At 75.0% G+C, this 25,815-nt stretch carries 21 protein-coding genes; 8 read left to right on the plus strand and 13 right to left on the minus strand.

Annotated elements, in window-relative coordinates; genetic code table 11:
• The first annotated feature begins 40 nt into the window (after window positions 1–40).
• Window positions 41–796 carry a MerR family transcriptional regulator gene (locus ACI782_RS23255; RefSeq protein WP_456912479.1) on the plus strand — a complete coding sequence of 252 codons (756 nt, stop codon included), beginning with the start codon at window positions 41–43 and terminating at the stop codon, window positions 794–796.
• Window positions 797–878: 82 nt separating this feature from the next.
• Here the strand turns inward: ACI782_RS23255 and ACI782_RS23260 are convergent, their stop codons facing one another.
• Entirely contained in the window at window positions 879–1,673 is a 795-nt protein-coding gene (locus ACI782_RS23260) for a methyltransferase domain-containing protein (RefSeq protein ID WP_456912480.1), read from the minus strand.
• Window positions 1,674–1,771: 98 nt separating this feature from the next.
• Between ACI782_RS23260 and ACI782_RS23265 the strand changes: the two genes are divergently transcribed.
• Both ACI782_RS23265 and ACI782_RS23270 read left to right on the plus strand, forming a co-directional pair.
• Complete coding sequence (locus tag ACI782_RS23265; RefSeq protein ID WP_456912481.1) at window positions 1,772–2,860, plus strand: FUSC family protein; 1,089 nt, start codon at window positions 1,772–1,774, stop codon at window positions 2,858–2,860.
• A gap of 64 nt (window positions 2,861–2,924) precedes the next feature.
• Complete coding sequence (locus ACI782_RS23270) at window positions 2,925–4,013, plus strand: FUSC family protein (protein ID WP_456912482.1); 1,089 nt, start codon at window positions 2,925–2,927, stop codon at window positions 4,011–4,013.
• Window positions 4,014–4,733: 720 nt separating this feature from the next.
• Here the strand turns inward: ACI782_RS23270 and ACI782_RS23275 are convergent.
• Complete coding sequence (locus ACI782_RS23275) at window positions 4,734–4,973, minus strand: FAD-dependent oxidoreductase (protein WP_456912483.1); 240 nt, start codon at window positions 4,971–4,973, stop codon at window positions 4,734–4,736.
• Between the two features lie 16 nt (window positions 4,974–4,989).
• Between ACI782_RS23275 and ACI782_RS23280 the strand changes: the two genes are divergently transcribed.
• The gene (locus ACI782_RS23280; RefSeq protein ID WP_456912484.1) at window positions 4,990–6,696 is read left to right on the plus strand and encodes an FAD-binding oxidoreductase; all 1,707 of its coding nucleotides are present in this window, start codon (window positions 4,990–4,992) and stop codon (window positions 6,694–6,696) included.
• A gap of 50 nt (window positions 6,697–6,746) precedes the next feature.
• On the opposite strand, the gene ACI782_RS23285 is transcribed toward ACI782_RS23280, so the two are convergent.
• Both ACI782_RS23285 and ACI782_RS23290 read right to left on the minus strand, forming a co-directional pair.
• Window positions 6,747–6,905, minus strand: a complete 159-nt coding sequence (locus tag ACI782_RS23285; RefSeq protein WP_456912485.1) for a hypothetical protein — start codon at window positions 6,903–6,905, stop codon at window positions 6,747–6,749.
• On the minus strand, window positions 6,898–8,388 hold the full coding sequence (locus ACI782_RS23290; RefSeq protein WP_456912486.1) for an FAD-binding oxidoreductase: 1,491 nt from the start codon (window positions 8,386–8,388) through the stop codon (window positions 6,898–6,900). The genes ACI782_RS23285 and ACI782_RS23290 overlap by 8 nt, the downstream gene beginning before the upstream one ends.
• A 180-nt stretch (window positions 8,389–8,568) precedes the next feature.
• Here ACI782_RS23290 and ACI782_RS23295 point away from each other — a divergent pair, with 180 nt between their 5' ends.
• Complete coding sequence (locus ACI782_RS23295; protein ID WP_456912487.1) at window positions 8,569–11,964, plus strand: BTAD domain-containing putative transcriptional regulator; 3,396 nt, start codon at window positions 8,569–8,571, stop codon at window positions 11,962–11,964.
• Window positions 11,965–11,970: 6 nt separating this feature from the next.
• Here the strand turns inward: ACI782_RS23295 and ACI782_RS23300 are convergent, their stop codons facing one another.
• A complete protein-coding gene (locus tag ACI782_RS23300; RefSeq protein ID WP_456912488.1) occupies window positions 11,971–12,570 on the minus strand; it encodes a hypothetical protein in 600 nt (199 codons plus the stop codon).
• A 3-nt stretch (window positions 12,571–12,573) separates the two neighbouring features.
• Entirely contained in the window at window positions 12,574–13,341 is a 768-nt protein-coding gene (locus ACI782_RS23305; RefSeq protein ID WP_456912489.1) for an SDR family oxidoreductase, read from the minus strand.
• A gap of 186 nt (window positions 13,342–13,527) precedes the next feature.
• Here ACI782_RS23305 and ACI782_RS23310 point away from each other — a divergent pair, with 186 nt between their 5' ends.
• The 3 genes from ACI782_RS23310 (at window position 13,528) to ACI782_RS23320 (ending at window position 16,143) form a co-directional block, all read left to right on the plus strand.
• On the plus strand, window positions 13,528–13,998 hold the full coding sequence (locus ACI782_RS23310; RefSeq protein ID WP_456912490.1) for a DUF7144 family membrane protein: 471 nt from the start codon (window positions 13,528–13,530) through the stop codon (window positions 13,996–13,998).
• A gap of 51 nt (window positions 13,999–14,049) precedes the next feature.
• Window positions 14,050–15,282 carry an arginine deiminase gene (locus ACI782_RS23315; protein ID WP_456912491.1) on the plus strand — a complete coding sequence of 411 codons (1,233 nt, stop codon included), beginning with the start codon at window positions 14,050–14,052 and terminating at the stop codon, window positions 15,280–15,282.
• Between the two features lie 168 nt (window positions 15,283–15,450).
• A complete protein-coding gene (locus ACI782_RS23320; RefSeq protein WP_456912492.1) occupies window positions 15,451–16,143 on the plus strand; it encodes a hypothetical protein in 693 nt (230 codons plus the stop codon).
• On the opposite strand, the gene araA is transcribed toward ACI782_RS23320, so the two are convergent.
• The 7 genes from araA to chvE form a co-directional block, all read right to left on the minus strand.
• On the minus strand, window positions 16,116–17,627 hold the full coding sequence (gene araA, locus ACI782_RS23325) for an L-arabinose isomerase (protein ID WP_456912493.1): 1,512 nt from the start codon (window positions 17,625–17,627) through the stop codon (window positions 16,116–16,118). The two genes, ACI782_RS23320 and araA, sit on opposite strands and share 28 nt — an antisense overlap.
• Before the next feature lie 10 nt (window positions 17,628–17,637).
• A complete protein-coding gene (locus ACI782_RS23330) occupies window positions 17,638–18,318 on the minus strand; it encodes an L-ribulose-5-phosphate 4-epimerase (RefSeq protein ID WP_456912494.1) in 681 nt (226 codons plus the stop codon).
• Window positions 18,315–19,991: a xylulokinase gene (locus tag ACI782_RS23335; RefSeq protein ID WP_456912495.1), complete on the minus strand. Its 1,677-nt coding sequence runs from the start codon at window positions 19,989–19,991 to the stop codon at window positions 18,315–18,317. The genes ACI782_RS23330 and ACI782_RS23335 overlap by 4 nt, the downstream gene beginning before the upstream one ends.
• Before the next feature lie 106 nt (window positions 19,992–20,097).
• The gene (locus ACI782_RS23340) at window positions 20,098–21,135 is read right to left on the minus strand and encodes a LacI family DNA-binding transcriptional regulator (RefSeq protein WP_456912496.1); all 1,038 of its coding nucleotides are present in this window, start codon (window positions 21,133–21,135) and stop codon (window positions 20,098–20,100) included.
• A gap of 103 nt (window positions 21,136–21,238) precedes the next feature.
• Window positions 21,239–22,486, minus strand: coding sequence for a multiple monosaccharide ABC transporter permease (gene mmsB, locus ACI782_RS23345; protein ID WP_456912497.1), 1,248 nt, complete (start codon window positions 22,484–22,486; stop codon window positions 21,239–21,241).
• Window positions 22,483–24,021, minus strand: coding sequence for a multiple monosaccharide ABC transporter ATP-binding protein (mmsA, locus tag ACI782_RS23350; protein ID WP_456912498.1), 1,539 nt, complete (start codon window positions 24,019–24,021; stop codon window positions 22,483–22,485). The genes mmsB and mmsA overlap by 4 nt, the downstream gene beginning before the upstream one ends.
• A 193-nt stretch (window positions 24,022–24,214) precedes the next feature.
• On the minus strand, window positions 24,215–25,366 hold the full coding sequence (gene chvE / locus ACI782_RS23355) for a multiple monosaccharide ABC transporter substrate-binding protein (protein ID WP_456912499.1): 1,152 nt from the start codon (window positions 25,364–25,366) through the stop codon (window positions 24,215–24,217).
• Between the last annotated feature and the right edge of the window lie 449 nt (window positions 25,367–25,815).

Consider the following 25,815-nt stretch of genomic DNA (forward strand, 5'->3'; position numbering starts at 1 on the left):
TCAGGCTGTGCACTCGACCTCGTCAGAGAGGAGGGACCACGTGAACGTGGGTGAGGTGGCCGCCCTGGCCGGGGTGACGGTGCGCACGCTGCACCACTACGACCGGATCGGGTTGCTGTCGCCGTCCGGGCGCACGCCGGCCGGCTACCGGCAGTACTCGCCGGCCGACCTGGACCGGCTGCACCAGGTGCTGCTCTACCGCGAGCTCGGGTTCCCCCTGGAGGAGGTCGCGACCCTGCTGGACGACCCGTCCGCCGACCCGGCCGAGCACCTGCGCCGGCAGCACCGGCTGCTGCTCGACCGGCGCGACCGGACGCAGGCGATGGTCGCGGCCGTCGAGAAGGAGATGGAGGCGAGGGCGATGGGGATCTCCCTGACCCCCGAGGAGCGGTTCGAGGTCTTCGGCGAGCACGACCCGGGGCAGTACGAGGCCGAGGCCGAGGAGCGCTGGGGCGACACCGAGGCGTGGGCGCAGTCGCAGCGCCGCACCCGGGCGTACGGCACGGACGACTGGGTGCGGATCAGGACCGAGATGGAGGACCTCGGCACCCGGTGGGTCGCGGTGATGCGGTCCGGCGCGGCGCCCGACTCGGCCGAGGCGATGGACGTCGCCGAGGAGAACCGGCAGCACATCAGCCGGAACTTCTACGAGTGCTCCCCCGAGGTGCACGCCGCCCTGGGCCGCGTGTACGTGGAGGACGAGCGGTTCACCGCCACGTACGAAGCGATGGCGCCCGGGCTGGCGCAGTACGTGAGCACCGCCGTCCAGGCCAACGCCGCCCGACAGGGCGCGTGACCCGCGCTCCGCGGGCGTTCCACGTGCAACCGGGGTCCGGCAGGACCGGCACCGCACGAGGGACGCCCGCAGAGTGCCCGGCTCAGACGCGGATCAGCAGCTCGCCGTGCATCATCCCGAGCCAGCCGTCGTCCGCGGCGGCCCAGCGCCGCCACGCGGCGGCGACCTCCTCGAGCTCCTCCCGCGTGGCCAGCCCGTAGGCCACCGCCTGCTCCGCGAACGCCGAGGCCGTCGCGCGGCCGGCCCAGGAGGTGCCCCACCACTCCCGCTCGGCGGGCGAGGCGTAGCACCAGGAGGACGTCGTCGCCGTGACGTCGCGCAGCCCGGCGGCGTGCGCCCAGGCCAGCAGCCGCCGGCCGGCGTCGGGCTCGGCGGCGTTGCGCCGGGCGACGCCGTAGTACAGCTCCAGCCACCGGTCCAGGCCCGGGTCGGCGGGGAACCAGGTGGACGTGGCGTAGTCGACGTCCCGGACGGCGACCACCCCGCCGGGCCGGCAGACGCGGGCCATCTCGCGCAGGGCGGCGACCGGGTCGGTGAGGTGCTGCAGCACCTGGTGGGCGTGGACGACGTCGAACGAGTCGTCGGCCGCGTCCAGGGCGTAGACGTCGCCGACGGCGAAGGTCACCGGCACGCCGCGCCGCTCGGCCAGCTCCCGGGCCTCGCCGAGCGGAGCGGGCGAGACGTCCACGCCGAGCACGTGCCCCGGGGCGACCCGCTGCGCCAGGTCGACCGTGATCGTCCCGGGCCCGCAGCCGACGTCGAGCAGGTCGAGGCCGGGGCGGAGCAGCGGCAGCAGGTGCGGAGCGGAGTTCTCCGCGGTGCGCCAGCGGTGGGACTGCAGGACGGCGTCGGCGTGCCCGTGCGTGTAGGTGTCCACCGCGTCAGCCTGCACCGCCGGGTCCACACAGTGGAACAGGCTTCTCAGTATGCGGAACGGCGCGCGCCGGGCACCGGGACCGTTGCGAGGCTGGCCCCGTGGCCTCCCTGCGCGCCCTGCTCCGCGACCCGACCGTCCAGCGCGGGGTCCGGGCGGCGATCGCGGCCGGCCTCGCCTGGGAGGTCGCCGTCCTGCTGCCCGCCGCCGTCGCCGAGTACGCGTACTACGCCCCGCTCGGCGCGATCGTCGCGGTCCACCCCACGATCGCCGACTCCGCGAGCGCCTCCTGGCGCACGGTGCTGGCCATCGTGCTCGGCCTGGGGCTCGCGGTCGGCGTGCACGAGGTGACCACCGGGCTGCCCGAGGCCCTCGCCCTGGCCCTGCTGGTGGCCCTCGCCGTCGGCCTCGAACGCTGGGGGCTGCTCGGGGACAGCGCCGGCTGGGTGAGCGTGGCGGCCGTCTTCATGCTCACCGTCGGCGCCGGGGACCCGGCCGACTTCGTCGCCGCCTACGCCGGGCTGGTGCTGCTCGGGGCGGCGGTCGGCGTGCTGGTCACCGCCCTGTTCCCGCCGCTGAACCTCACGCGGGCCCGGCGCGCGATCGACGCCACCCGGACGCTGCTCGCCGAGCACCTCACCGCCACCGCCGCGGAGGTGCGGGCGGGCCGCTCGCCCACGCTGGAGGAGGAGCTGCGGCGGGCCGTGGCCCGCGAGGCCGCCCTCGCCCGGCTGCGCGAGGCCCAGCGGACCGTCGAGCGGGCGCAGCGGGCCAACGTGCGGGCCCGCCGCCGGCAGGACGCGCGGGCCCGGGTCCAGGAGGAGTCCCGGGCGCTGGAACGCGTCGCCGTCCTGCTCGACGACGTCACGGTCCTGGTGGCCGAGTACCAGCCGCACCGCAGCGGCGGGGAGCGGCCCGACCTGGACACCGCACGGTGTCTCGCCGACGCCCTCGAGGGGGTCGCCGGCGTCATCCGGACGCCCTACCACGCCGCGGACGCGGCCCGGCCCGACGAGCGCGACCACCGGGTCCGGGCCGCCGGCGACGCGCTGGCCGGGCTCGTCGACCGGCTGCGGGCCACCACGATCGACGAGGACCCGGGCCTGCTCGCCCTCAGCGCGGTGGCGGTCGGCGTCGAGCGGGCCCTGACCGCGCTCGACGCGCTGCAGCGGGAGGAGCCGGTGGCCTGACTGCGACCAGGGTCACGCCCGCGGGTCGACGCCGGGACCGGCGCACCGGTCATCCTGGACCCCCGTGGGGTTCCTCTGGGTGCAGCTGCGCCGCCCGGCCGTGCAGCGGGGCGTGCGCGCCGCCGTCGCCGCCGGGCTGGCCTGGCAGGTCGCCGTCCTGCTGCCGCCGATGCTGTCGGACTACGCCTACTACGCCCCGCTCGGCGCGGTCATCGCCGTCCACCCCACCATCGCCGACTCCGCGAGCGCCGCGTGGCGCAGCGTGCTGGCGATCCTCACCGGGTTCGCGCTGGCCGTCGCCGTCTACGAGCTCACCCGCGCGGTGCCCAACGCGCTGACCATCGCGCTCATCGTGGCGCTGGCCATCGCCGTCGAGCAGTGGGGACTGTGGCGGGAGCAGGCGAGCTGGGTGAGCTTCGCCGCCGTCCTCATGCTCACCGTGGGGCTCGACGACCCCGACGCCTACGTGCTCCGCTACGCCGGGCTGACCCTGCTGGGCGCGGCGATCGGCGTGCTGGTCACCACCGTGCTGTTCCCGCCGCTGCAGCTGACGCGGGCGATCGAGCAGGTCACCCTCACCCGCCACGCGCTCGCCGACCACCTCCGCGACCTGGCCGCGACCCTGCGCGACGGCCGGGTGCCCGACGCCGCCGAGTGGGCCGACCGGGCCGCACGCCTGGAGCGGGAGCTGGACCGGATGCGCGCGGCCGAGAACCGCGTGGAGCGGGCCCGACGGGCCAATCCGCGGGCGCGCCGCTGGCAGGGCCGGGCCGCCGGCATCCGTGCCGAGTCGCGGGCGGTCGACCGGGTCGCCGTCCTCGTCGACGACCTCATCTCGCTGGTCGTGGAGGTCCAGCCGCACCGCCGGGGCGTGGACCTGGTGGACGGCGGCACCGGGTGGGTGCTCGCCGACGCCCTCGACGGCCTGGCCGGCGTGGTCGCCACCCCGTACCACAGCACGGACGGGACGACGCCGGACGAGCGGGACGAGCGGATCACCTCCGCGGTCACCGCGCTCGAGCGCCTGGTCGGCCTGCTGCGCGGCAGCACGGTCTCCGACGACGAGGGCTTCTTCGCCCTGGGGGCCGTGGCCGTCGGTCTCCGGCGCGGGCTGGCCACCCTGGACGCCCTGGCGCCCCGCCAGCCGGCCTGAACGGGGGTCAGAGCTCCGCGGCCAGCACCCGCTCGGCGGCGGCGACGGCGCGGGCCCGGTCGGCCGGCACCAGGCCGATCCGCACCCGGCGGTCGAGCAGGTCGGCCACCGTGCGAGCGCCCTCCGCCCGGACCGCGAACCGCAGCTCCCCCCGTCTCCGGGCGGCCCTCGAGCACCGGCTCGTCGCCCGGCGCGGCGACCGCCGGCGCCTCGGTGCCGTACCGCTCGACCAGCCGGCGGGGCGCGTCCACCCGGTCCAGCGCCACCCGCGGCGCCGCGCCGACCAGCGGCAGGCGCGCGGTGCACGACCGCGGTGCCGGCCGGCCCAGCCGCGCCACCACGGCGTCCACCGCCTGCTCGGCCATCGCCCGGTAGGTGGTCAGCTTGCCGCCGACGACGGTGAGGACCGGTCCGTCCCAGCGCAGCAGGTGCCTGCGCGACAGGTCGGCGGTGGCGTCGCCGGGCCCGGTCCCGGCGGAGGCGGGGAGCACCAGCGGCCGCAGGCCGGCGTAGCAGCCGACGACCTCCGCGCGGGTCAGCGGCGTGGCCAGCACGCGGTTCACCGCCGCCAGCAGCTGCGCCACCTCGGCGTCGCTGGGCTGCGGGTCCTCGTCGGGGACCTCGCGCGCACCGGCTCGTCGGTGAGCCCGAGGTACACCAGCCCGCCCGGCTGCGGCAGCGCGAACACGTACCGCGACCGGGAACCGGGCAGCGGCACGGTCAGCCGTGCACGAGCTTCGACGACCACCGGCTGGTGCCCGCGGCCAGGTCGGCGCGCTCGAGCAGGACGACCGACAGCCCGCGGGCCGCGGCGTCCAGGGCCACCCCGGCTCCGGTCACCCCGCCGCCGACCACCGCCACGTCGACCCGCCCGCCGGCGACGACGTCGAGGTCGGCGGCCCGCCGTGCCGGGGAGAGCGCGCCGGCACCGGCGCCGTCGGACGGTCCCCTCCGGAGCACCCGGCAGACTGTAGCCGTGCCCGAGCAGCCGGAACTGACGATCCAGGGCTGGGGGTCCCCCACCCGCCCGCGCGACGCGAAAGTGACCGCCGGGGCCGACGGCGGGGACGGTGCGCTCGCCCTGGCGACCTTCCCCGACGTGGCCGAGGTGCTGCCCAAGGCGGCCCGCAAGCACCTCGCCCGGGAGCTCGGCTGGACGTCGCGGCCGACCCACCCCGTGCCGGTCGACGAGATCCGGGTGGCGCCCTCGCGGCTCGCCGAGGACTGCCGGCAGCGGCTGGTCGACCTGCTCGGCGAGGAGCACGTCGGGACCGACCGAAAGAGCCGGCTGCGGCACGCGGGCGGCAAGAGCTACCTGGACCTGCTGCGCCGCCGCGAGGGCGACGCCTCCGACGCGCCGGACGCCGTCGTCACCCCCGGCAGCACCGAGGAGACCGCGGCCCTGCTGGCACTGTGCAGCGAGATGGGCGTCGTCGTCGTGCCCTTCGGCGGCGGCACCAGCGTCGTCGGCGGGCTGTCGGGCACCGACGCCGACGACCGCCCGTCGATCTCGGTGGACGTGCGTCGCATGGCCTCGGTGCAGGCGCTCGACGTGCCGTCGTCCCTGGTGACCGTCGGCCCGGGCATGCGCGGCCCGGCGCTGGAGGAGCACCTGGAGCGCTCCGGCCTCACCCTCGGCCACCTGCCGCAGAGCTTCGAGTACGCCACCCTCGGCGGCTATGCCGCCACCCGCTCGGCGGGGCAGGCCTCCACCGGCGTCGGCCGGTTCGACGACCTGGTCGCCGGGCTGACCCTGGTCACGCCGTCCGGGGTGCTGGAGCTCGGCTCGCCACCGGCCTCGGCCGCCGGGCCGGACCTGCTCGGCCTGGCGCTGGGGTCGGAGGGCGCCCTGGGCGTGATCACCGAACTCCGGCTGCGCGTGCGGCCCAAGGCGCGGGCCTGCGAGTACGAGGGCTGGTCGTTCCGCTCGTGGGCGGCGGGGCTGGCCGGGCTGCAGCGGCTGGCCCGGCACGACCTGCTGCCCGACGTCGTCCGGCTGTCCGACCCCGACGAGACCCGCGCCACCCTGCTCATGACGTCCGGGCCCGGGGCGCGGGCGCTGCGCGGCTCGCTGCGCGCGCGGCGGCGCGGTGAGGGCTGCCTGCTGGTGGTCGGCTGGGAGGGGCTGCCGCCGCTGGTGCGGGCCCGCCGGAAGGCGGCGGCATCGGTGCTGCGCGAGGAGGGGGCGGTGCGGCTGGGCCGTCGGGTCGGCGAGTCGTGGCGGCGGCACCGGTTCGCGGCGCCCTACACCCGCGACAGCCTGCTCGACGCCGGCCTCCTGGTGGAGACCCTGGAGACGGCGGCCACCTGGACGGAGCTGCCCACGGTGTACGACGCCGTCCGCGCGGCGCTGCACGAGTCGCTGGGCCGGAAGGGACACCGCCCGCTGCTGATGACCCACGTCTCGCACGGCTACGCCACGGGCGCCTCGCTGTACGTCACCGTGCTCGCCGACCGCGACGAGGACCTGCCCATCCAGCAGTGGCTGACGGCGAAGCGGGCCGCCACCGACGCGCTGGTCGCCGCCGGCGGCACGCTCACCCACCACCACGCCGTCGGGGCCGACCACCGCCCGTGGCTCGAGCGGGAGATCGGCCCGCTGGGGGTGGAGGTGCTGCGGGCGGTCAAGCAGCGGCTCGACCCGCAGGGCATCTGCAACCCCGGCGTCCTGCTGCCCGACTGAACGGCAGCGGAGGGTGGGAGCGCAGGTTCCCTGCACTCCCACCCTCCGCTTCAGTCCTCGTCGTCCCCGGTGCCCTCCTCGGGACGGCGGTCCGCCGGGTCGCCGTCCCGCGGGGCCGGGTACCCGGGCCGGATCCGGCGGTAGTGCCGCGGCAGCCGCCGGGGCCGGTCCTCCGGGGACCGGCGCCCCCCGGCGTCCCGCTCAGCCACGGGCGTCGAGGCCACGGGCGTCGAGGGCACGGGGGTCGAGGGCACGGGGGTCGAGCGCGTAGCCGTGGGAGAACACCCCCCGCGGGTCGACGGCGGCCTTGAGGGCCAGCAGCCGCTCGCGGACGGCGGGCGGGTAGGCGGCGGCCACCTCGGCCGGGCCCGCCACGTCGCCGAGGAAATTGACCATGCACCCGGGCGCGGCCCACGGCGCCAGCGCGGCGAGCACCCCCCGCCCGACCTGCGGCAGGACCTCGGCCAGCTCCAGCACCGCCGGCCCCAGCACCAGCACCGACCAGGCAGCGTCCCGGCCGGCGACGGCGTTGGGCACCCGCGGCTCGCGGGCCAGCGCGCCGCCCAGCTGCCGGATCTCGGCCATGACCAGCGGCACCTGGACCTGCGGGCCGGCCGCGGCGAGGAACGCGTCGACGGTCTCCTCGGTCAGCTCGGCGAGCAGCATGCCCTTCTCCCAGCCGGGCATCGGGTCCTTCGGGTCCATGTGCACCGCGTCCATCTCGGTGGTGAGCAGCGGGCCGATGAAGCCGAGCACGACCCGCCCGGCGGCCGTCATCGGCTCCACCAGCCGCTGTCCCTCCTCGGGGTCGTCGCCGCTGTAGGCGTAGCGCAGGTGGACGACGGTCTGCCCACGCAGCGGCTCGGGCAGCTCCTCCATCGGCGGCAGGCGCAGGACGGCGATCGAGGTGCCGACCTCCTCGGGCAGGGTCGGCGCCCAGGCGCGGTAGGCGTGCACGACGGCGGCGGCGTCCTCCGCGGCGAAGAAGATGCCCCCGCCCACCAGCGAGCGCACCGGGAACAGCTCGAGCTCGATCGAGGTCACGATGCCGAAGTTGCCCTTGCCGCCGCGCACGCCCCAGAACAGCTCGGGCTCGCTCTCGGCGCAGACGGTGCGCAGCGCACCGTCGGCGGTCACGATGTCGAAGGAGACGACGGCGTCCGCGGCGAAGCCGAACCGGCGGCCGAGCGACCCCATCCCGCCGCCCAGGGTGTAGCCGACCACCCCGACGTCGGACGACGAGCCGCACAGGCCGGTGAGCCCGTGCTCGGCCGCCGCGGCCAGCACCTTCTCCCACCTCACGCCGGCCTCGACGCGGGCGGTGCGGCGGACCGGGTCGACGGTCACGCCCTGCATGCGGCGGGTGGAGACCAGCACGGTGCCCGCGGCGTTGCGGACCGGCCCGTGCCCGGTGGCCTGGACGGCGACCGGCAGCCCGTGGGCGGCGGCCCACGAGACGGCGGCGGCGACGTCGGCGGCGCAGGTGGCGCCCACCGCGACGGCGGGGGTGTGGGTGACCGCGACGTTCCACGCGAAGACCTCGGCGGCGAGGCCCTCGTCGCCGGCGGCGTAGACCGGGCCGTGGACCCTGCTGCGCAGCGCGTCGACGGCCGCGGCCGGGATGGCGCCGTCGGCGGGCGGGCGCGGGGCGGGGATGGTCTCGGCGGCGGTGGTGACCTCGGGGAGGCTCATGACGGGATTCCTCGGGGAACGGCCGCGGCGACGGTGCCGCGGGCTGGCTTCGGTGACAGCGAGGACCCTGGCCGCGGGTACTTGACCGGCACTTGCAGGCCGCTTGGAGGGCCACTTGCGGCCGCGGACGGGACGAAGGGGACTCCCGCTCGCGGCCGAGACCTGGGAGGATGCCGCCTCGTGCGGTACCGCGTCCTCGGGCCCCTCGAGGTCACGGGCCCCGACGGTCGCCCCCTCGACGTGGGCGGCGCCAAACCCCGTGCGCTGCTCGCGCTCCTGCTGGCCGAGCCGGGCCGGGCAGTGGCCATCGACCGCATCGTGGCGGCGCTGTGGGGCGACGAGCCGCCGCCCACGGTCACCGGCACCCTGCAGGCCTACGTCTCCCACCTGCGGCGGGCGCTCGAGCCCGCCCGCGGACCGCGCGAGGCGCCGAGGGTGCTGCTCACGCGGCCGCCGGGCTACCTGCTGCAGGTCGACGCGGCCGACCTGGACAGCCTGCGCTTCGCCCAGCTGGTCGAGGAGGGCGACCGCGCCGTCGAGGGCGGCGACCCGGCCCGCGGCGTCGCGCTGCTGGACCAGGCGCTCAGGCTGTGGCGCGGCGAGCCGCTGCCCGAGCTCGGTGAGACGCCCACCGCCGCCACCGACCGGCTGCGGCTGGCCGAGCTGCACGTGCGGGCCCGGGAGCGGCGCTGCGACGCGCTGCTGGCGATGGGCCGGGCCGACTCCGCCGTCCCCGACCTCGAGCACCTGGTGGCCGAGCACCCGCTGCGGGAGCGGCTGTGGGCCCGGCTGGTCACCGCCCTCTACGCCGCCGACCGGCAGGCCGACGCGCTGGACGCGCTGCGCCGCTGCACCGAGCTGCTGCGCGACGAGCTGGGCATCGACCCGGGGCCCGAGCTGCGCGACCTGGAGCGGGCGGTCCTCCGCCAGGACCCGAAGCTCACCGACCGCGTGCCCCGCCCGGTGCTGTCCGTGGTCCCGCCGCCGGTCCCGATGCCGACCACGGCGCCGGGGGCGGAGACGCTGGTCGGCCGGCAGGTCGAGCTGGCCCACCTGCGCACCGTCGCCGAGCAGGCCGGCGCCGGGCGGCCGGGCGTCGTCGTCCTCGGCGGGGAGGCCGGCATCGGCAAGACGCGGCTGGCCGAGGCCGCGGCCGACGCCGGGCGGGCGGCCGGCTGGTCGGTGGCCTGGAGCCGGTGCGCCGACGACGCCGGGGCGCCGGTGCTGTGGCCGTGGACGCAGGTCCTCGAGCAGCTGGGTCAGGAACAGCTCCCCGCGCTGCCCGACGACTCCACCACAGACGCCGACGCCGCCCGCTTCACGCTGTTCCAGGAGCTGCGCGCCCGGCTCGCCGCGGCCGCCGCCGCACGCCCGGTGCTGGTGGTCCTCGACGACCTGCAGGGCGCCGACACCACGTCGGTGCAGCTGCTGAGCCTGCTGGCCCGGCACCTCCCGCGGGCGCCGCTGATGCTCGTGGTCACCGTCCGCACGGTCGGCGAGGACCTGCCCGAGCCCGTCGTCGACTGCCTGGCCCGGCTGAACCGGGAACGGGCGGCCAGCCGGATCCGGCTGGCCGGGCTGACCACCGAGGACGTCGGCGCGCTGATGGCCGGCCAGCTCGGTGCCGTCGGCGGCCACGCGCTGGCCGAGACCGTGCACGACCGCACCGCCGGCAACCCGTTCTTCGTGGTCGAGCTCGCCCGCTGGATGGTCAGCACGCACGACCTGCACCTGGACCGGGTGCCGGTGCCGCCGTCGGTCGGCGAGGTGCTGCGCAACCGGCTGGACCGGCTGCCCGCGGGCACTCGCGAGGTGCTCGAGCTCGCCGCGGTCGCCGGCCGCGAGGTGACCCTGGACCTGCTCGAGGCGGCCGGCACGCCGGCGGAGGAGGCGCTGGCCGCGCTGGACTCGGCGACCGCCTTCGGCCTGGTGGTCGAGGGCGGGCAGCCGTGGAGCTGGCGGTTCACCCACGCGCTGGTGCAGGAGGTGCTGTACGAGGACCTCCCGCGGCTGCGGCGGGCCCGCCTGCACGCCCGCCTGGCCGCTGCGCTCGAGCCGCGGCTCCCGGGCGGCCGCACCGACGACGTCCTGGTCGAGCGGCTGGCGCACCACTTCGTCGAGGCGGTCCCGGTGGCCGGTCCGGGCCCGGCGCTGCGGTACTCGACCGCCGCCGCGGAGGCCGCCCGCGCGCGGCTGGCCCACGGCGAGTCCGCCGGGCACGTGCGCCGGGCGCTGTCGCTGCTCGACCCCGCCGAGTCCGGCGCCGCCCGCACCCGGCACGACCTGCTCACCGCCCTCGGCAACGACCTGCTGCGCAGCGGCCAGCGGACCGAGGCCGGAGAGGTCATCGGGGAGGCGATCGCGGTCGCCCGCGAGCTGGGCGACCGCCGCTGCCTGCTCGAGTCCGCCGCGGTGTGGGGGTCGCCCACGCTGTGGAACTGGCGCCCGCACGGCGTCGTCGACCACGAGATGGTGGCCCTGCTGGAGGGCCTGCTCGAGGAGCAGGACGGGCTGGCGCCCGACCCGGGCGAGCGGGCCCGGCTGACCGCCCGGCTGCTGGGCACCCTCGGCGTCGAGCTCGCCTTCAGCGAGGACCTGCAGAAGGGCCCCCGCTACGCCGGGCGCGCCCTCGCCCTCGCCCGCGAGGTCGGCGAGCCGGAGCTGCTGGGCCGGACGCTGAACAACTACTCCCTGGCCGTCTGGGGCCGGCCGGGCGCGGCCGAGCTGCGGCTGGCGGCCACCGACGAGGCGCTGTCGCTGGCCGGGCGCGGGCTGCCGCGGCGCACCGAGTTCTACGCCCGGCTGCACCGGGCGGCGATCCGGCTGCACCTGGCCGACCTGCGCGGCTTCGAGGCCGACATGGACGCCGGCCGCCGGCTGGCGATCTCGCTGTCCGGCCCGGAGGTGCGCCCGCACGTGCTGTGGCAGCAGGCCGGGGCCGCCTGGCTGCGCGGGGACGCCGCGCGGGCCGAGGAGCTGACCACCGAGGCCTACGAGCTGTACCGCAAGGTCACCCCGCACGCCGCGCACGCGTTCGCCGCGCACCAGTTCACCCTGCGCCGCGGCGACTCCCGGCTGCCCGAGGCGATCGACCTGCTCGTGCAGACCGGCGACGAGGGCAACCCGCTGCTGCAGCTGATGGCGGTGCTGGCCGCGGCCGAGTCCGGCGACCTGGCCGAGGCGCGGCGGCTGCGCAAGCGGTGGGGCCGCACCCAGGTGCGCGACTGGGCCAGCGACGTCGCCACGCTGCTGCAGGCGGAGGTGGCGCTGCAGATCGGCGACGAGCCCGAGATCGAGATGGCCACCGTGCAGCTGCTCCCGTTCCGCGGCCGGCAGGCGGTGCTCGGCACGCCGTCGTTCACCCTCGGCGCCTACGACGAGCTGCTCGGCCGGATCGCCGAGCGCACCGGGGACACCGTGGCCGCCCGCGAGTGGTGGCTCGCGGCCCGCCGGCAGGGCCAGCTGGTGGGCTCGCCGCACCAGGTGGCGCTGGCCGAGTCGCACCTGGCGCGGGTGCCCGAGGAGGCCGCCACCCGCCCGCGCCGGAAGCGGTCGAGCGCACCGAGGTCGGCCTGAGCCGGCTCAGGCCAGCTGCACCGTCGTCGTCACCCGGACGGCGCTCGGCCGGGGCGGCACCGAGCCGAACCCGAAGGTGACCGGCGGGCGGACCGGCGCCAGCGCGCCCAGCGGCGCGCCTTCCCACGACCCGTCGGCGGCGGTCACCGCGTGCAGGTCCTGCACGCCGTACCACTCGGTGCGCCCGTTCCCGGCCGACCCGGTGGTGCGCAGGCCGGTCAGCAGCCGGGCCGGCCGGTCCAGCAGCCCCACCCAGGCCGGCGTGCGGGCCAGCGGCGCCGGGACGCCGCGCAGCACCCACCCCAGCGGCGGACGGCGTCCGGTGCGGACGGCGAGCCGCAGCGGGCCGCCCGTCACCGTCCAGGTCCGCGGGTCGGGCCGGTCCACCGCCACGTCGAGGACCCGCACCTCGTCGAAGGCGTAGGTGGCCGCGATGAACTCCGCGGCGGCCGGCGAGGGGGCGAGCAGCACCCGCTGGCCGTCGGGGCGCTGCACCATCACGTCGGAGAGCGGCCCGAGCGGCGACCGGGGCCAGTGGCCGACGACGACGCGGGTGCCCGACGCCGTGCCGACGCCCAGGATCCAGCCGTCGAAGACCTGCCGCACGGGCTACAGGGTGGTCGCCCGGCCGCCGTCCACCGGGATGACCGCGCCGGTGACGTAGGCGCCGGCGCGGCTGCTCAGGTACACGACGACGCCGGCCATGTCGTCGGGCCGGCCGATCCGCCCGAGCGGGGTGGAGGCGGCGATCTCGTCGCCGTGGGCGGCGAGCGTGGCGGCCATCATCTTGGACTCGAACGGGCCAGGCGCGACGGCGTTGACCGTGATCCGCCTCGGCCCGAGCTCCTTGGCCAGCACCCGGGTGAGGTGGTGCAGCCCCGCCTTGCTCGCCGAGTAGGAGAAGGTCGGCAGCGCCGGTGCGTGCAGCCCGTCGATGCTGCCGACGTTCACCACACGGGCCGGGTCGTCGTCGGTGGCCGCGGCCTCGAGCAGGGGCAGGAACGCGCGGGTGAGGAAGAACGGCGCCTTGAGGTTGAGGTCGAGCACCTTGTCCCAGGCCGACGCGGGGAACTCGGCGAACGGCGCGCCCCAGGTGGCCCCCGCGTTGTTCACCAGCACGTGCAGCCGCTCCTCGCGGCGGCCGACCTCGGCGGCGAGGCGGAGGCACTCGGCCTCGGTGGAGAGGTCGGCGGGGATCGCGCTGACGGTGCCGAAGCGCGACAGCTCGGCGGCCGCGGCCTCCCCCGCGTCCGGCTTGCGGGAGCTGACGTACACCGTCGCCCCGGCCTGCAGCAGGCCGCGGGCCATCATCAGCCCGATGCCGCGCGTGCCGCCGGAGACGACGGCGACCTTCCCGGTCAGGTCGAACAGGTCCACGGGGTGTCCTCCACGCAGGCGTCGTGGGGACGTCGTCGGCCCCCGGCGCGGGCACCCTACCCAGGCCCGTCCGAGGCGACCCGGGTACGGGCGGCGCATCGTCCGCTCCGCGTGAGGCGCCCGCCCGCGGCGCGGGCCAGGCTGCTGCACCGGGCGGGACCGTCCCGCCCGGGAGGGAGCGGCGCCATGACCAGCGCCTTCCAGAGTCGGCAGCCGGAGGCGAACTGGCAGGCCGAGGCCCACGTCGGCGCCTACGGCTACGACGAGCGCCCCACCGGCTGGGCGTCGTGGATCCTCTTCGCCGGGGTCCTGCTCGTGCTGACCGGCCTGTTCTCGGTGATGGAGGGCGTCACCGCGCTCGTCAACGACGACTTCTACGTGGTGCGGCCCGAGGCGCTGCTCGTCCACGCCGACTACGCCGTCTGGGGCTGGGTGCACGTCGTCCTCGGGGTGGTGGGGATCGCCACCGGCGCGGGCCTGGTGCGGGGCAGCCGCTTCGCCCGCGTCGTGGCGGTGGTGTGGGCCGCGCTGAGCGCGCTCGTGCACGTGGCGTTCCTGCCGGCCTACCCGGTCTGGTCGACGCTGGTGATCGCCTTCGACGTCGTCGTGATCTACGCGGTCACCGTGCACGGGCGGGAGGTCACCTCGCCGCGGTGACGGCGAGCGGGCCGGGCGGCCTCACGGCACCCGGTGTGCCAGCCTGCCCCCATGACCGCACCCGCCGCCGAGACCGCCGTCCCGGGCGCGACCAGCGAGGTCGGACCGCTGCGGACGGTGCTCCTGCACCGGCCCGGGGCCGAGCTGCGCCGGCTGACGCCGCGCAACAACGACCAGCTGCTCTTCGACGGCGTGCCGTGGGTGCCGCGGGCGCAGGAGGAGCACGACCGCTTCGCCGCCGAGCTCACCGCCCGCGGGGTCGAGGTGCTGTACCTGGACCGGCTGCTGGCCGAGGTGCTGACCGTGCCCGCCGCGCGCGACGAGCTGGTCGCCGCCGCGGTCGACGACCCGCGGCTGGGCGCCACGCTCAAGCGGACGGCGGCCGCGCACCTGGCCGACCTCTCCCCCGACGACCTCGCCGGCGCTCTCATCGCGGGGCTGGCGCACGACGAGCTGCCCGGCGCGCACGGCCTGTCCTACGAGCTCATGGACCGGCACGACTTCGTCGTCCGCCCGCTGCCCAACCTGCTGTTCACCCGCGACTCGTCGGTGTGGGTCGGCGACCAGGTGGCGGTCACGTCGCTCGCGATGCCGGCCCGGCACCGCGAGAGCACGATCACCGCGGCCGTCTACGCCCACCACCCGCGGTTCGCCGGCGCCGCACGGCTCTACGACGCCTCGCTGGAGCACCTCGAGGGCGGCGACGTGCTGTTGCTGGCGCCGGGCGTGGTGGCGGTCGGCGTGGGCGAGCGGACGACGCCCGGCGGTGCCGAGCGACTGGCGCGGCGCGTGTTCGCCCGCGGGCTGGCGCACACCGTGCTCGTCGTCCCGATCGCCCAGCAGCGGGCGACGATGCACCTGGACACCATCGCCACGATGGTCGACGTCGACGCGCTGGTCATGTACCCCGCGGTGGCCGACTCCCTGGTGGCCTGGACGGTGACGGCCGACGTGCCACCGGACGACGACGACACGACCGACCTGACCGTCCGTGGGCCGGCGCCGTTCGTCGAGGCGGCCGCGGCGGCGATGGGCATCGACCGGCTGCGGGTGATCGACACCGGCCTGGACCCGGTCACCGCCGAGCGCGAGCAGTGGGACGACGGCAACAACACCCTCGCGCTGGCGCCGCGGCTGACCGTCGCCTACGAGCGCAACACCGTCACCAACGCCGCGCTCGAGGCGGCCGGGATCGAGGTGGTGCGGATCGCCGGGTCCGAGCTGGGCAGCGGCCGCGGCGGCCCGCGGTGCATGTCCTGCCCGGTCCGCCGCGACCCCCTCTGACGGACGCGGGGTCTTCCGGCGCGGGGACACCCCTCTCCCGGGGAAGCTCGCGCTCTGCACCCTTTGCGCACGCAGAGCACGAGTTCCCCCGGAGGATGCCGCTGGGTCCGGGGGACGGCGCGCGGAGGCCTCCCCGGGGCAGCCGGTCCACCCCGGGGTTGTCGCGCCGTGACCCAGCGACTGTCGAAGGAGGAGCGCCGCCGCCGGGCGGCGCTCCCGGCGTACGAGGTTCCCGGGGCGGTGGCGCCGCCACTGAGCTGGACCCGACGCTTCACCCCGCTCGGCATCGGTCGCCGCGGCGTGCGCCTGCAGATGGCCGGGGGCCTGCTGTCGGTGGTCCGGGTGCGCCCGCTGGGCGGGGAGCGGGTCGTCGTCGACGCGCCCGTCGAGCAGTTCCACAGCCCGGCACCCTCGCGCGGCGGCCGGGGGCTGCACCTCTGGCACGGCGACCGGGTGGTCCGGCTGGTCGGGCGGTCCAGCGCGGAGGGCGACGGCGACACCAGCACCTGGACGCTCGGCGACGACCCGGTCAGCGCGGTGATCGGGGTGATCCTGCTGCCGGTCTACCTGGTCGCCCTGTTGGGTCTCTACACCGAGCGGGTCGCCTCGCAGCGCGCGCGGCTACGGCGCTGCGCTGGCCCGAGCCGGTGGTCGGCCCGCCCCCGCCCGGGTCACCGTCCGCCCGCCACTGCCGGGTGCTGGCTCGGTGCCGGTCGCTGCACCCTGCGGCTGGCCGTCGTCGGCGCCCTCGTCCCCGGGTCGTCGCGCTCCTCTGACCGCCGGCGGTGGCTCGTGCTCTGCCCACCGCCGTGGGCAGAGCACGAGCCGTCCGGCTACAGCCCCTGGGCCAGCCGGTGGTAGGCGGCGCTCCAGCGCAGCTCCTTGGCCAGCGAGCGGCGGGTGGTGTCCGCGTCGATGAGCACCAGCTCGGTGGAGAACACCTCCGCGAGGTCGGTGAGCTCGTCGGCCCCCAGCGCCGTCGACAGCACCGTGTGGTGCGGCCCGCCGGCGGTCAGCCACCCCTCGGTCGCCGTCGAGAAGTCCGGCCGTGGCTGCCAGACGGCGCGCGCCACGGGCAGGTTCGGCAGCGGCTCGTCGGGCTCGACGACGTCGATCTCGTTGGCCACCCAGCGGAACCGGTCGCCCAGGTCGCACCAGCCCACGACGACGCCCTCGCCCGGAGCCGCGGTGAACACCAGCCGCGCGGGGTCCTCCCGGCCGCCGATGGACAGCGGGTGCACCTCCACCCGCGGCCTCTCCCCGGCGATCGTCGGGCAGACCTCGAGCATGTGCGCACCGAGGATCTTCGGGGTGTCGGAGGCCAGGTGGTAGGTGTAGTCCTCCATGAAGGAGGTCCCGCCCGGCAGCCCGGCGGCTGCGACCTTGAGGGTGTGCAGCAGCACCGACGTCTTCCAGTCGCCCTCGCCGCCGAAGCCGTAGCCGTCGGCCATCAGCCGCTGGACGGCGAGGCCCGGGAGCTGGCGCAGCCCGCCGAGGTCCTCGAAGTTCGTGGTGAACGCGCCGAAGCCGCCGTCCTCGAGGAAGGTGCGCAGCGCGGCCTCGATCCGGGCCTGGTAGCGCACGGCCTCGTGCTGCGACCCACCCGGGCGGGCGTCCTCGGCGAACTCGTAGAGGTCGCCGTACTCCTCGACCAGGGCGTCGACGGCCTTGTCCTCCACGGCCTCCACGACGGTGACCAGGTCGTTGACGCCCCAGGTGTTCACCGATACCCCGAAGCGGAGCTCCGCCTCGACCTTGTCCCCCTCGGTGACCGCGACGTTGCGCATGTTGTCGCCGAACCGGGCCAGCTTGAGCGAGCGCACCGCGTGCGCGGCGGCCGCGGCCCGGGCCCACGAGCCCACGCGGGCCCGCACCCGCGGGTTGTCGACGTGCCCGGCCACCGTCGTCCGCGGCATCCGCAACCGGGTCAGGATGAACCCGTACTCCCGGTCGCCGTGGGCCGCCTGGTTGAGGTTCATGAAGTCCATGTCGATCGTCGCCCACGGCAGGGCGGCGTCGGCCTGGGTGTGCAGGTGCAGCAGCGGCTTGCGCAGCGCGTCGAGGCCGCTGATCCACATCTTCGCCGGGGAGAAGGTGTGCATCCAGGTGATGACGCCGACGCAGGCCGGGTCCTCGTTGGCCTCGCCCATCGCCCGCCGGATGGCCCCGGCGTCGGTGAGCACCGGCTTCCAGACCACCCGGATCGGCACCTCACCGGCTCCGTCCAGCGCGCCGGCCACCCGCTGGGACTGCTCGGCGACCTGCCGGAGGGTCTCCTCGCCGTACAGCCCCTGGCTGCCGGTCAGGAACCACAGCTCGTGCCCGGTGAACGGGTCCGTGTGCATCAAGCCTTCCTCACTGTCCGTAGACGTTCTGGTAGCGCGCGTAGAGGGAGTCGACGTCGGCCTGGGCGATCGGCAGCGGCTCGCCGAGCTGCCGCGACAGGTGCACCGTGCGGGCGACGTCCTCGGTCATGACCGCGGCCTTGACGGCGGCACGCGCCGAGGGCCCGATGGTGAAGACGCCGTGGTTCTGCATGAGCACCGCCGGCGAGTGGGAGCCGCGCAGCGTGGTCACGATCCCCTGGCCGATGGAGTCGTCCCCGATCAGCGCGAACGGCCCCACCGGGATCGGCCCGCCGAACTCGTCGGCCATCGCGGTGAGCACGCACGGGACCGGCTCGGCGCGGGCGGCCCAGGCGGTCGCGTACGGGCTGTGCGTGTGCACCTGGCCGTTGACCTCGGGCATGTTCCGGTACACGTAGGCGTGCGCGTCGGTGTCGCTGGAGGGCTTCTTGACCCCGTCGACGACGTTCCCGTCGAGGTCGCAGACGGTGATCCCCTCCCAGGTCAGCTCGTCGTACAGGACGCCGCTGCCCTTGATCACGAACAGGTCCTCGCCGGGCACCCGCTCGGAGACGTTGCCCGAGGTCCAGGTGACCAGGCCGTTGCGGGTCAGCTCGCTGTGCAGGGCGGCGACGTGCTCGCGCTGCGCCCGGTGGGTGCCCCGCTCGGTGCGGGGTTCGGTGGCGGTCATGCTGGCTGCTCCTCGGTGAAGGCGGACGCCGCGGTCTCGACGTCTGAGACCTGCGGCTCGGCCCGCCGGTGGTCGATTCCCACGTGTTCCACGGCGGCCCGCTCGACCGCGAGTCCGGCGACGTACCGCTGCATGAACGCGTCGAAGCCGGCGACGTCGGCCGGCTCGGGCTCGGCGGTCTCCAGCACGGTGCCGGTGAAGACCGCGGTGTCCAGGTACTCGGCGAGGCTCTGCTCCGGCGCGCGCCGGGTGGCGAAGGCGGCGAGGACGGCCATCCCCCAGGCGCCGCCCTCCGCCGCGACGTCCCCGACGGAGACCGGCGTGTCGATCGCCGCGGCCAGGAAGCGCTGCGCCACGCCCCTGGTCTTGAACAGGCCCCCGTGCGCGAACATCGCCTCGAGCCGCACGCCCTCGTCCTCCAGCAGCACGTCCATGCCGATCCGCAGGGTGGCCAGGGCTGCGAACAGGTGCGTCCGCATGAAGGTGGCGAGGTCGAACCTGCTGTCCGGAGACCGCAGGAACAGCGGCCGTCCCTCCTCGAGGTCGGTGATCGGCTCGCCGGAGAGGTAGTTGTACGCCAGCAGTCCGCCGCAGTCGCCGGCACCGTCGAGCGCGGCGGCGAACAGGATCTCGAAGACCGCCGACGGGTCGGCCGCGACGCCCAGCGCACGGGCGAACTCGGCGAACAGCCCAGCCCACGCGTTCAGCTCACTGGCCCCGTTGTTGCAGTGCACCATGGCCACCGGGTCCCCGGCCGGCGTGGTGACCAGGTCGAGTTCGCGGTGCATCCGGCTGAGCTCGTGCTCGAGCACGACCATGGCGAAGATGCTCGTCCCTGCGGAGACGTTGCCGGTGCGGGGAGCGACCGAGTTGGTGGCGACCATCCCCGTGCCCGCATCCCCCTCGGGTGGGCAGAGCGGGATGCCGGGACGCAGCCCCCCGGTGGGGTCGAGCAGCTCCGCTCCTGCCTCGGTCAGCGTGCCGGCCGGCTGGCCGGCGACTGCGATCGCCGGCAGCAGGTCGGCCAGGGTCAGCTCCACCCCCGCCTCGGCCGCGAGCCGGTCGAACCGGGTCAGCATCGCGGCGTCGTAACCGCGAGTGGCGTCGTCGATCGGGAACACGCCGCTGGCATCCCCGATGCCGAGGACCTTCTCGCCGGTGAGCCGCCAGTGCACGTAGCCGGCCAGGGTGGTCAGGTGGTCCAGCCGGCCGAGGTGGTCTTCGCCGTCCAGGATCGCCTGGTAGAGGTGGGCGACGCTCCACCGGTGCGGGATGTTGTGGCCGAACTCCGCACTGAGCCGCTCGGCTGCTGCTCCCGTGTTCGTGTTGCGCCAGGTGCGGAACGGCGTCAGCAGCTCGCCGTGGGCGTCGAACGCCAGGTAGCCGTGCATCATCGCCGACACGCCGAGCGCGCCCACCGTGGACAGCTCCACCCCGTGGCGCCGCCGCACGTCGTCGGCCAGGGCCGCGAAGCTCCGCTGCACCCCTGTCCAGACGGCGTCCAGCGAGTACGTCCACAGCCGGTCCACGAACTGGTTCTCCCAGTCATGGGTGCCCACGGCGAGCGGAGCGTGGTCCGGACCGATCAGCACCGCCTTGATCCGTGTCGATCCGAGCTCGATCCCCAGGGCCGTGCGCCCCCCGGTGATCGCGGCTCCGACGTCCATCGTCATGTCACGAGACCCTTCCGCCCACCGGTGGCAGGCCTGGTTCCAGCGATCCGGTCGACGCCGGGACACAGCCCACGTCGCGATGTCAGCGCCCACACGGCCGGCAGCCTCACACTCGGCGCGGCGCCGGTCCGGTGCTCAACCGGACGAGCAGGGCGGGAGGCACCGGGTCCGGGTGCAGCTCCCCACCGCTCAGCCGGGCGAGGACCAGTTCGACCCCGCGCCGGCCGAGCTCGGCGAAGTCCTGCCGGACGGTGGTCAGGGGCGGGGTGAAGTAGGGCGCCTCGGGCAGGTCGTCGAAGCCGACGACGCTGACGTCGCGCGGCGCCTCGAGCCCCTCCTCGTGGAGGGCGGCGAGCAGCCCGAGCGCCATCTGGTCGTTGGCCAGGAACACCGCGGTGATCTCCTCGCCGTCCCGGATGCGGGCGGCCAGCTGCCGGCCGGCCACGTACCCCGAGGACGGCGTCCAGTCCCCGCGCAGGTACGCAGGCACCTCCGCGCCGGCCGCGCACAGCTCCGCCCGCCAGCCGGCGATGCGGTCCCGGGCCTCCTTGGAGTCGGCCGGGCCGGTGACGTGGTGGACCGTGCGGTGGCCGAGGTCGAGCAGGTGCCGGGTGGCCAGCCGGGCGCCGGCCACCTGGTCGACACCCACCGCGGGGTCCTCGACGGCGCCGCCGCTCTGCACGGTGACCAGCGGCAGGGGTGCGTCGACCTGGTGCAGCGCCTCGGCCGCGTCGTCGTAGGTGGCCAGTGCCACCACCGCGTCGACCGACGCCCCGACGAACCGGTCCACCGCCTCCCGCATGGCCCCCGCGGTGGCCTCGTCCAGGACGGTCACCGACAGCGAGTACCCCGCGGTGCGCGCGGCCTGCTCCAGCCCGACCAGCGTCTGCGCCGGCCCGTACTGCTGGATGTTCACGGTGACGAAGCCGATCGTGCGGGTCGACCCGGTCACCAGGGCCCGTGCCGCGGTGTTGGGCCGGTAGCCCAGCTCGCGGATCGCCCGCTCCACCCGCTCGCGGGTCTGCGGCGCGACGTTGCGGTGGCCGTTGATGACGCGGGAGACGGTCTGGTGCGAGACCCCGGCGCGGGCGGCGACGTCGGACATGACCAGCGCGCGGGTCGCCCCCTCGGGCTCCACCGTCACCCCTCTCGTCGTCGGGGCGCCTGTGCCCCGTGTCGTGACCACGTGCTGTCGCCCGGTGCGGCGAGGGGCGGCCCCGCGGCTTCCCGCGGGGCCGCCCGGGAGGTCAGCGCGAGGCGCCGGCCCGCCGCTTGTTGTAGATGTCGAAGGCCACGGCCAGGAGCAGGACCAGGCCCTTGACCACCGACTGGATGGACTGGTCGATGCCCATGAGCTGCATGCCGTTGCTCATCACGGCCATGATCAGGCCACCGACCATGGCGCCGACGACGGTGCCCACACCGCCGGTGACGGCCGCGCCACCGATGAAGCAGGCGGCGATCGCGTCGAGCTCGAACATGTTGCCCGCGCTGGGCTGGGCGCCGTTGGACCGGGACGAGAAGACGACGCCCGCGATCGCGGCCAGGAAGCCCATGTTGACGAAGATCCAGAAGTTGACCATCCGGACCTTCACGCCCGACAGCGTCGCGGCGGCGAGGTTGCCACCGATCGCGTACACCTGGCGCCCGAAGACGGTGCGCTTGGTGATGATGCCGTAGGCGATGACCAGGACGGCCAGGATGATCAGCACGATCGGCAGGCCGCGGGCGTGCGCCAGCTGCCAGGCGAACCACATGACGACGGCGCCGATCGCGACGATCTTCGCGACGAACAGCGGGAAGGACTCGACCGGCTGCTGGTACTTGATCCGCGCGACGCGGGTGCGGAAGCTGCTGAACGCGTAGCCGGCGACCGCGACCGCCGCGATCAGGAGCGTGAACGCGTCGTAGCCCTGGCCGCCGATGAGCCCGTTGAGGAAGCCGCTGGCGATCCGCCCGTACTCCGCCGGGAACGGCGACAGCGAGATGTTGTCGAGCACCTGCAGGGTGAGCCCGCGGAACAGGAGCATGCCGGCGAGGGTCACGATGAACGCGGGGATGCCGACGTAGGCGACCCAGAAGCCCTGCCAGGCACCGATGGCCAGGCCCACGGCGATCGCGGCGAGCACGCCGACCCACCACGGCATCCCCTGCCGGATCACCAGGACGGCGGAGACCGCGCCGGTCAGCGCCACCACCGACCCGACGGACAGGTCGATGTGCCCGGCGATGATCACGATGACCATGCCGATGGCCAGGATCAGGATGTAGCTGTACTGCAGGACGATGTTGGTGACGTTGCCGGGGGACAGCGACGTGCCCCCGGTCAGGATGGCGAACAGCGCGACGATCACCACGAAGGCGACGTAGATGCCGCTCTGCCGCATGTTGCGGGTGACCAGTTCCTTGAGGTTGCTGGTCCCGGTGTGCAGGGCGGCGGTCTGGGCCGACTCCTGGGGGGTGGCCTCGGGGCGCGGGGGCGCGGTCCTGGTCATGCCGCGAGCTCCTTCTCCTTGGTCATGAGCTCCATCAGGTTCTCCTGGGTGGCCTGCGCGATCGGCACCTCACCGGTGATCCGGCCCGCCGACAACGTGTAGATCCGGTCGCTGATGCCGAGCAGTTCGGGCAGCTCGGACGAGATCACCAGCACCGCCTTGCCCTCGGCGACCAGCCGGTTGATGATCGTGTAGATCTCGTACTTCGCACCCACGTCGATGCCGCGGGTGGGCTCGTCGAGGATCAGCACCTCGGGGTCGGTGTAGAGCCACTTGGACAGCACGACCTTCTGCTGGTTGCCGCCCGAGAGCTTGCCGACGACCGAGGTGACGCTGGGGGCCTTCACGTTCATGCTCTTGCGGTAGCCCTCGGCGACCTTGATCTCCTCGTTGCCGTTGACGAAGCCCTTGTTGGAGAGCTTGTCCAGAGCGGCGGCGGAGACGTTGCGCCGGATGTCCTCGATGAGGTTGAGGCCGTAGTGCTTGCGGTCCTCGGTGGCGTAGGCGATCCCGGCGTCGATCGCCTCGGCGACGTTGCGGGGACGGATCTCCTTGCCGTGCACGAAGAGGCGGCCGGAGATGTTCCGCCCGTAGGCGCGCCCGAAGATGCTCATGGCCAGCTCGGTGCGCCCGGCGCCCATGAGGCCGGCGATCCCGACGACCTCCCCGGCCCGGACGGTGAAACTGGCCCCGTCGACGATCTTGCGCTCCTGGGTGGGGTGCCAGACGGTCCAGTCCTCGACGCGGAGGATCTCCTCCCCGGGGTGCGACTCGCGTTCGGGGTAGTAGCTCTCCAGGTCGCGGCCGACCATCCCGCGGATGATCCGCTCCTGGGTCACCTCGCCGGCGTGCAGGCTGAGCGTCTCGACGGTCTTCCCGTCGCGGATGACGGTGACGTTGTCGGCGATCGCGGTGATCTCGTTGAGCTTGTGCGAGATCATGATGCAGGTGATCCCGCGCTCCCGGAGCTTGCGGAGCAGGTCCAGCAGGTGCGCGGAGTCGTTGTCGTTGAGGGCGGCGGTCGGCTCGTCGAGGATCAGCAGCCGCACGTCCTTCGACAGGGCCTTGGCGATCTCGACCAGCTGCTGCTTGCCGACGCCGAGCTGGCCGACCGGGGTGACCGCGCTCTCCCGCAGGCCGACCTCGGCGAGCAACCGCGAGGCCTCGGCGTTGGCCTTGTTCCAGTCGATGAGCCCGCCACGGCCCCGGATCTCGTTGCCGAGGAAGATGTTCTCGGCGATCGACAGGTACGGCACCAGGGCGAGCTCCTGGTGGATGATCACGATGCCGACGTGCTCGCTGTCGCGGATGCCGGCGAACGAGCTGGTGGTGCCGTCGTAGACGATCTCGCCGTCGTAGCTGCCGTGCGGGTAGACCCCCGACAGCACCTTCATCAGCGTCGACTTCCCGGCGCCGTTCTCGCCGCAGATCGCGTGGATCTCGCCGCGGCGGACCTTCAGGTTGACGTCCGACAGCGCCTTGACGCCGGGGAACGTCTTGGTGATGGAGCGCATCTCCAGGATGTAGTCGTCCATGGGACCTCGTCGTCCTGTCGTCGGTGCGCCCGTCGCCAGGGCAGGGGCGCGCCGCGGGATGGTGGAGAGAGTGTGCGCCCACCCGGCCGGGGTGGGCAGGTCGAACGGGACGCCGTCCCGTGGCGACCCGGGTGGTGCCGGCCGGGCCCGGCAGCACTGGCTGCCGGGCCCGGCCGGGACTCGGGGGGCGGAGTCAGTCCGACTGGCCGCTGGCGACCTCTTCCTGGGTCCAGTAGCCGGAGTCGATCAGCACGGACTGGATGTTGTCCGCGTAGACCGTCTCGACCTCGAGCAGGTACGACGGGACGACCTTCACGCCGTTGTCGTAGGTCTCGGTGTCGTTGGCCTCCGGCTCGCCACCCTCGGCGAACGCAGTGGCGGCGGCGACGGCCTGCTCGGCCAGCAGACGGGTGTCCTTGAAGATCGTGGAGCTCTGGACACCGTCGGCGATCAGCTTGACCGAGGCGATCTCCGCGTCCTGACCGGTCACGACCGGCATCGGGTTCGGGGAGTCGAGGTTCGGGCCGTAGCCGGCGTTCTGCAGCGCGGTGATGATGCCGCGGGACAGGCCGTCGTAGGGCGACAGGACGCCGTCGACGCGCGAGCCGTCGTTGTAGGTGGACGTCAGCAGGTCCTCCATGCGCCGCTGGGCGGTCTCCTGCTGCCAGCGCAGGATGGCGGCCTGCTCGATGTCGGTCTGACCCGACTTCACGACCAGCGTGCCGTCGTCGATCAGCGGCTGCAGGACGGACATGGCGCCGTTGAAGAAGAAGAAGGCGTTGTTGTCGTCCAGCGAGCCGGCGAACAGCTCGATGTTGAACGGACCGGTCGCGGTGCCCGCGGAGCCGTCCTCGTTCTTCAGACCGAGGCCGGTCAGCAGGGCGTTGGCCTGGGCCTCGCCGACGGCGAAGTTGTCGAACGTGACGTAGAAGTCGACGTTCTCGCTGTCACGGATGAGCCGGTCGTACGAGATGACCGGGATGTTGTTGGACGCCGCGTTCTCGAGCTGGCCCGCCAGAGCCGTGCCGTCGATCGCCGCGATGACGAGGATGTCGGCACCCTCGGTGATCATCTGGTCGATCTGCTGGGACTGGGTCGGGATGTCGTCGTTGGCGTACTGCAGGTCGACGGTGTACCCCTCGCCCTCCAGCTGCTCCTTGACGTTGTTGCCATCGGCGATCCAGCGTTCGGAGGTCTGGGTCGGCATCGAGACGCCGATCGTCAGGTCCTCCGCCTCGGCGCCGCCACCGGCACCCCCGCTGCCGCCGGCACCCTCGCCGCCGCACGCCGCCAGCGTGAGCGCCAGGGTGGCGCTGACGGCGGCGAAGCCGAGCCTTCTGCTCACGTGATCTCCTCCTCGAGACTTCTGCGCGCTCGACCCGGCGCAGGCCCGCCCGTGGCGAGCGGCACAAGTGTGAGCGTTAACAACGGGCCCCCGTCAACCCCTGGCGGCCAATCCACCGTCACGGTCTCGTAACGCCGGAGTCGATCGGGTGCAATGTGTCCGGACGTCGTCGCGTTGCGTCGCGAAAGGCGCTACTGGGAAGTAGCATGCGCCGCTCCACGCCCCCGCGGCGCGCCCCCGGGGAACCGTCCCCGGGGGCAGTCGAGCTCTGCCCACGAGCGTGGGCAGAGCTCGAAGAGAGGGCCTGCACCGCTCCCCGGGCGTGGGGGGGGGGGGGGGGGGGGGGGGGGGGGGGGGGGGGGGGGGGGGGGGGGGGGGGGGGGGGGGGGGGGGGGGGGGGGGGGGGGGGGGGGGGGGGGGGGGGGGGGGGGGGGGGGGGGGGGGGGGGG

This window comes from Geodermatophilus sp. SYSU D00703 (genome assembly GCF_054050155.1).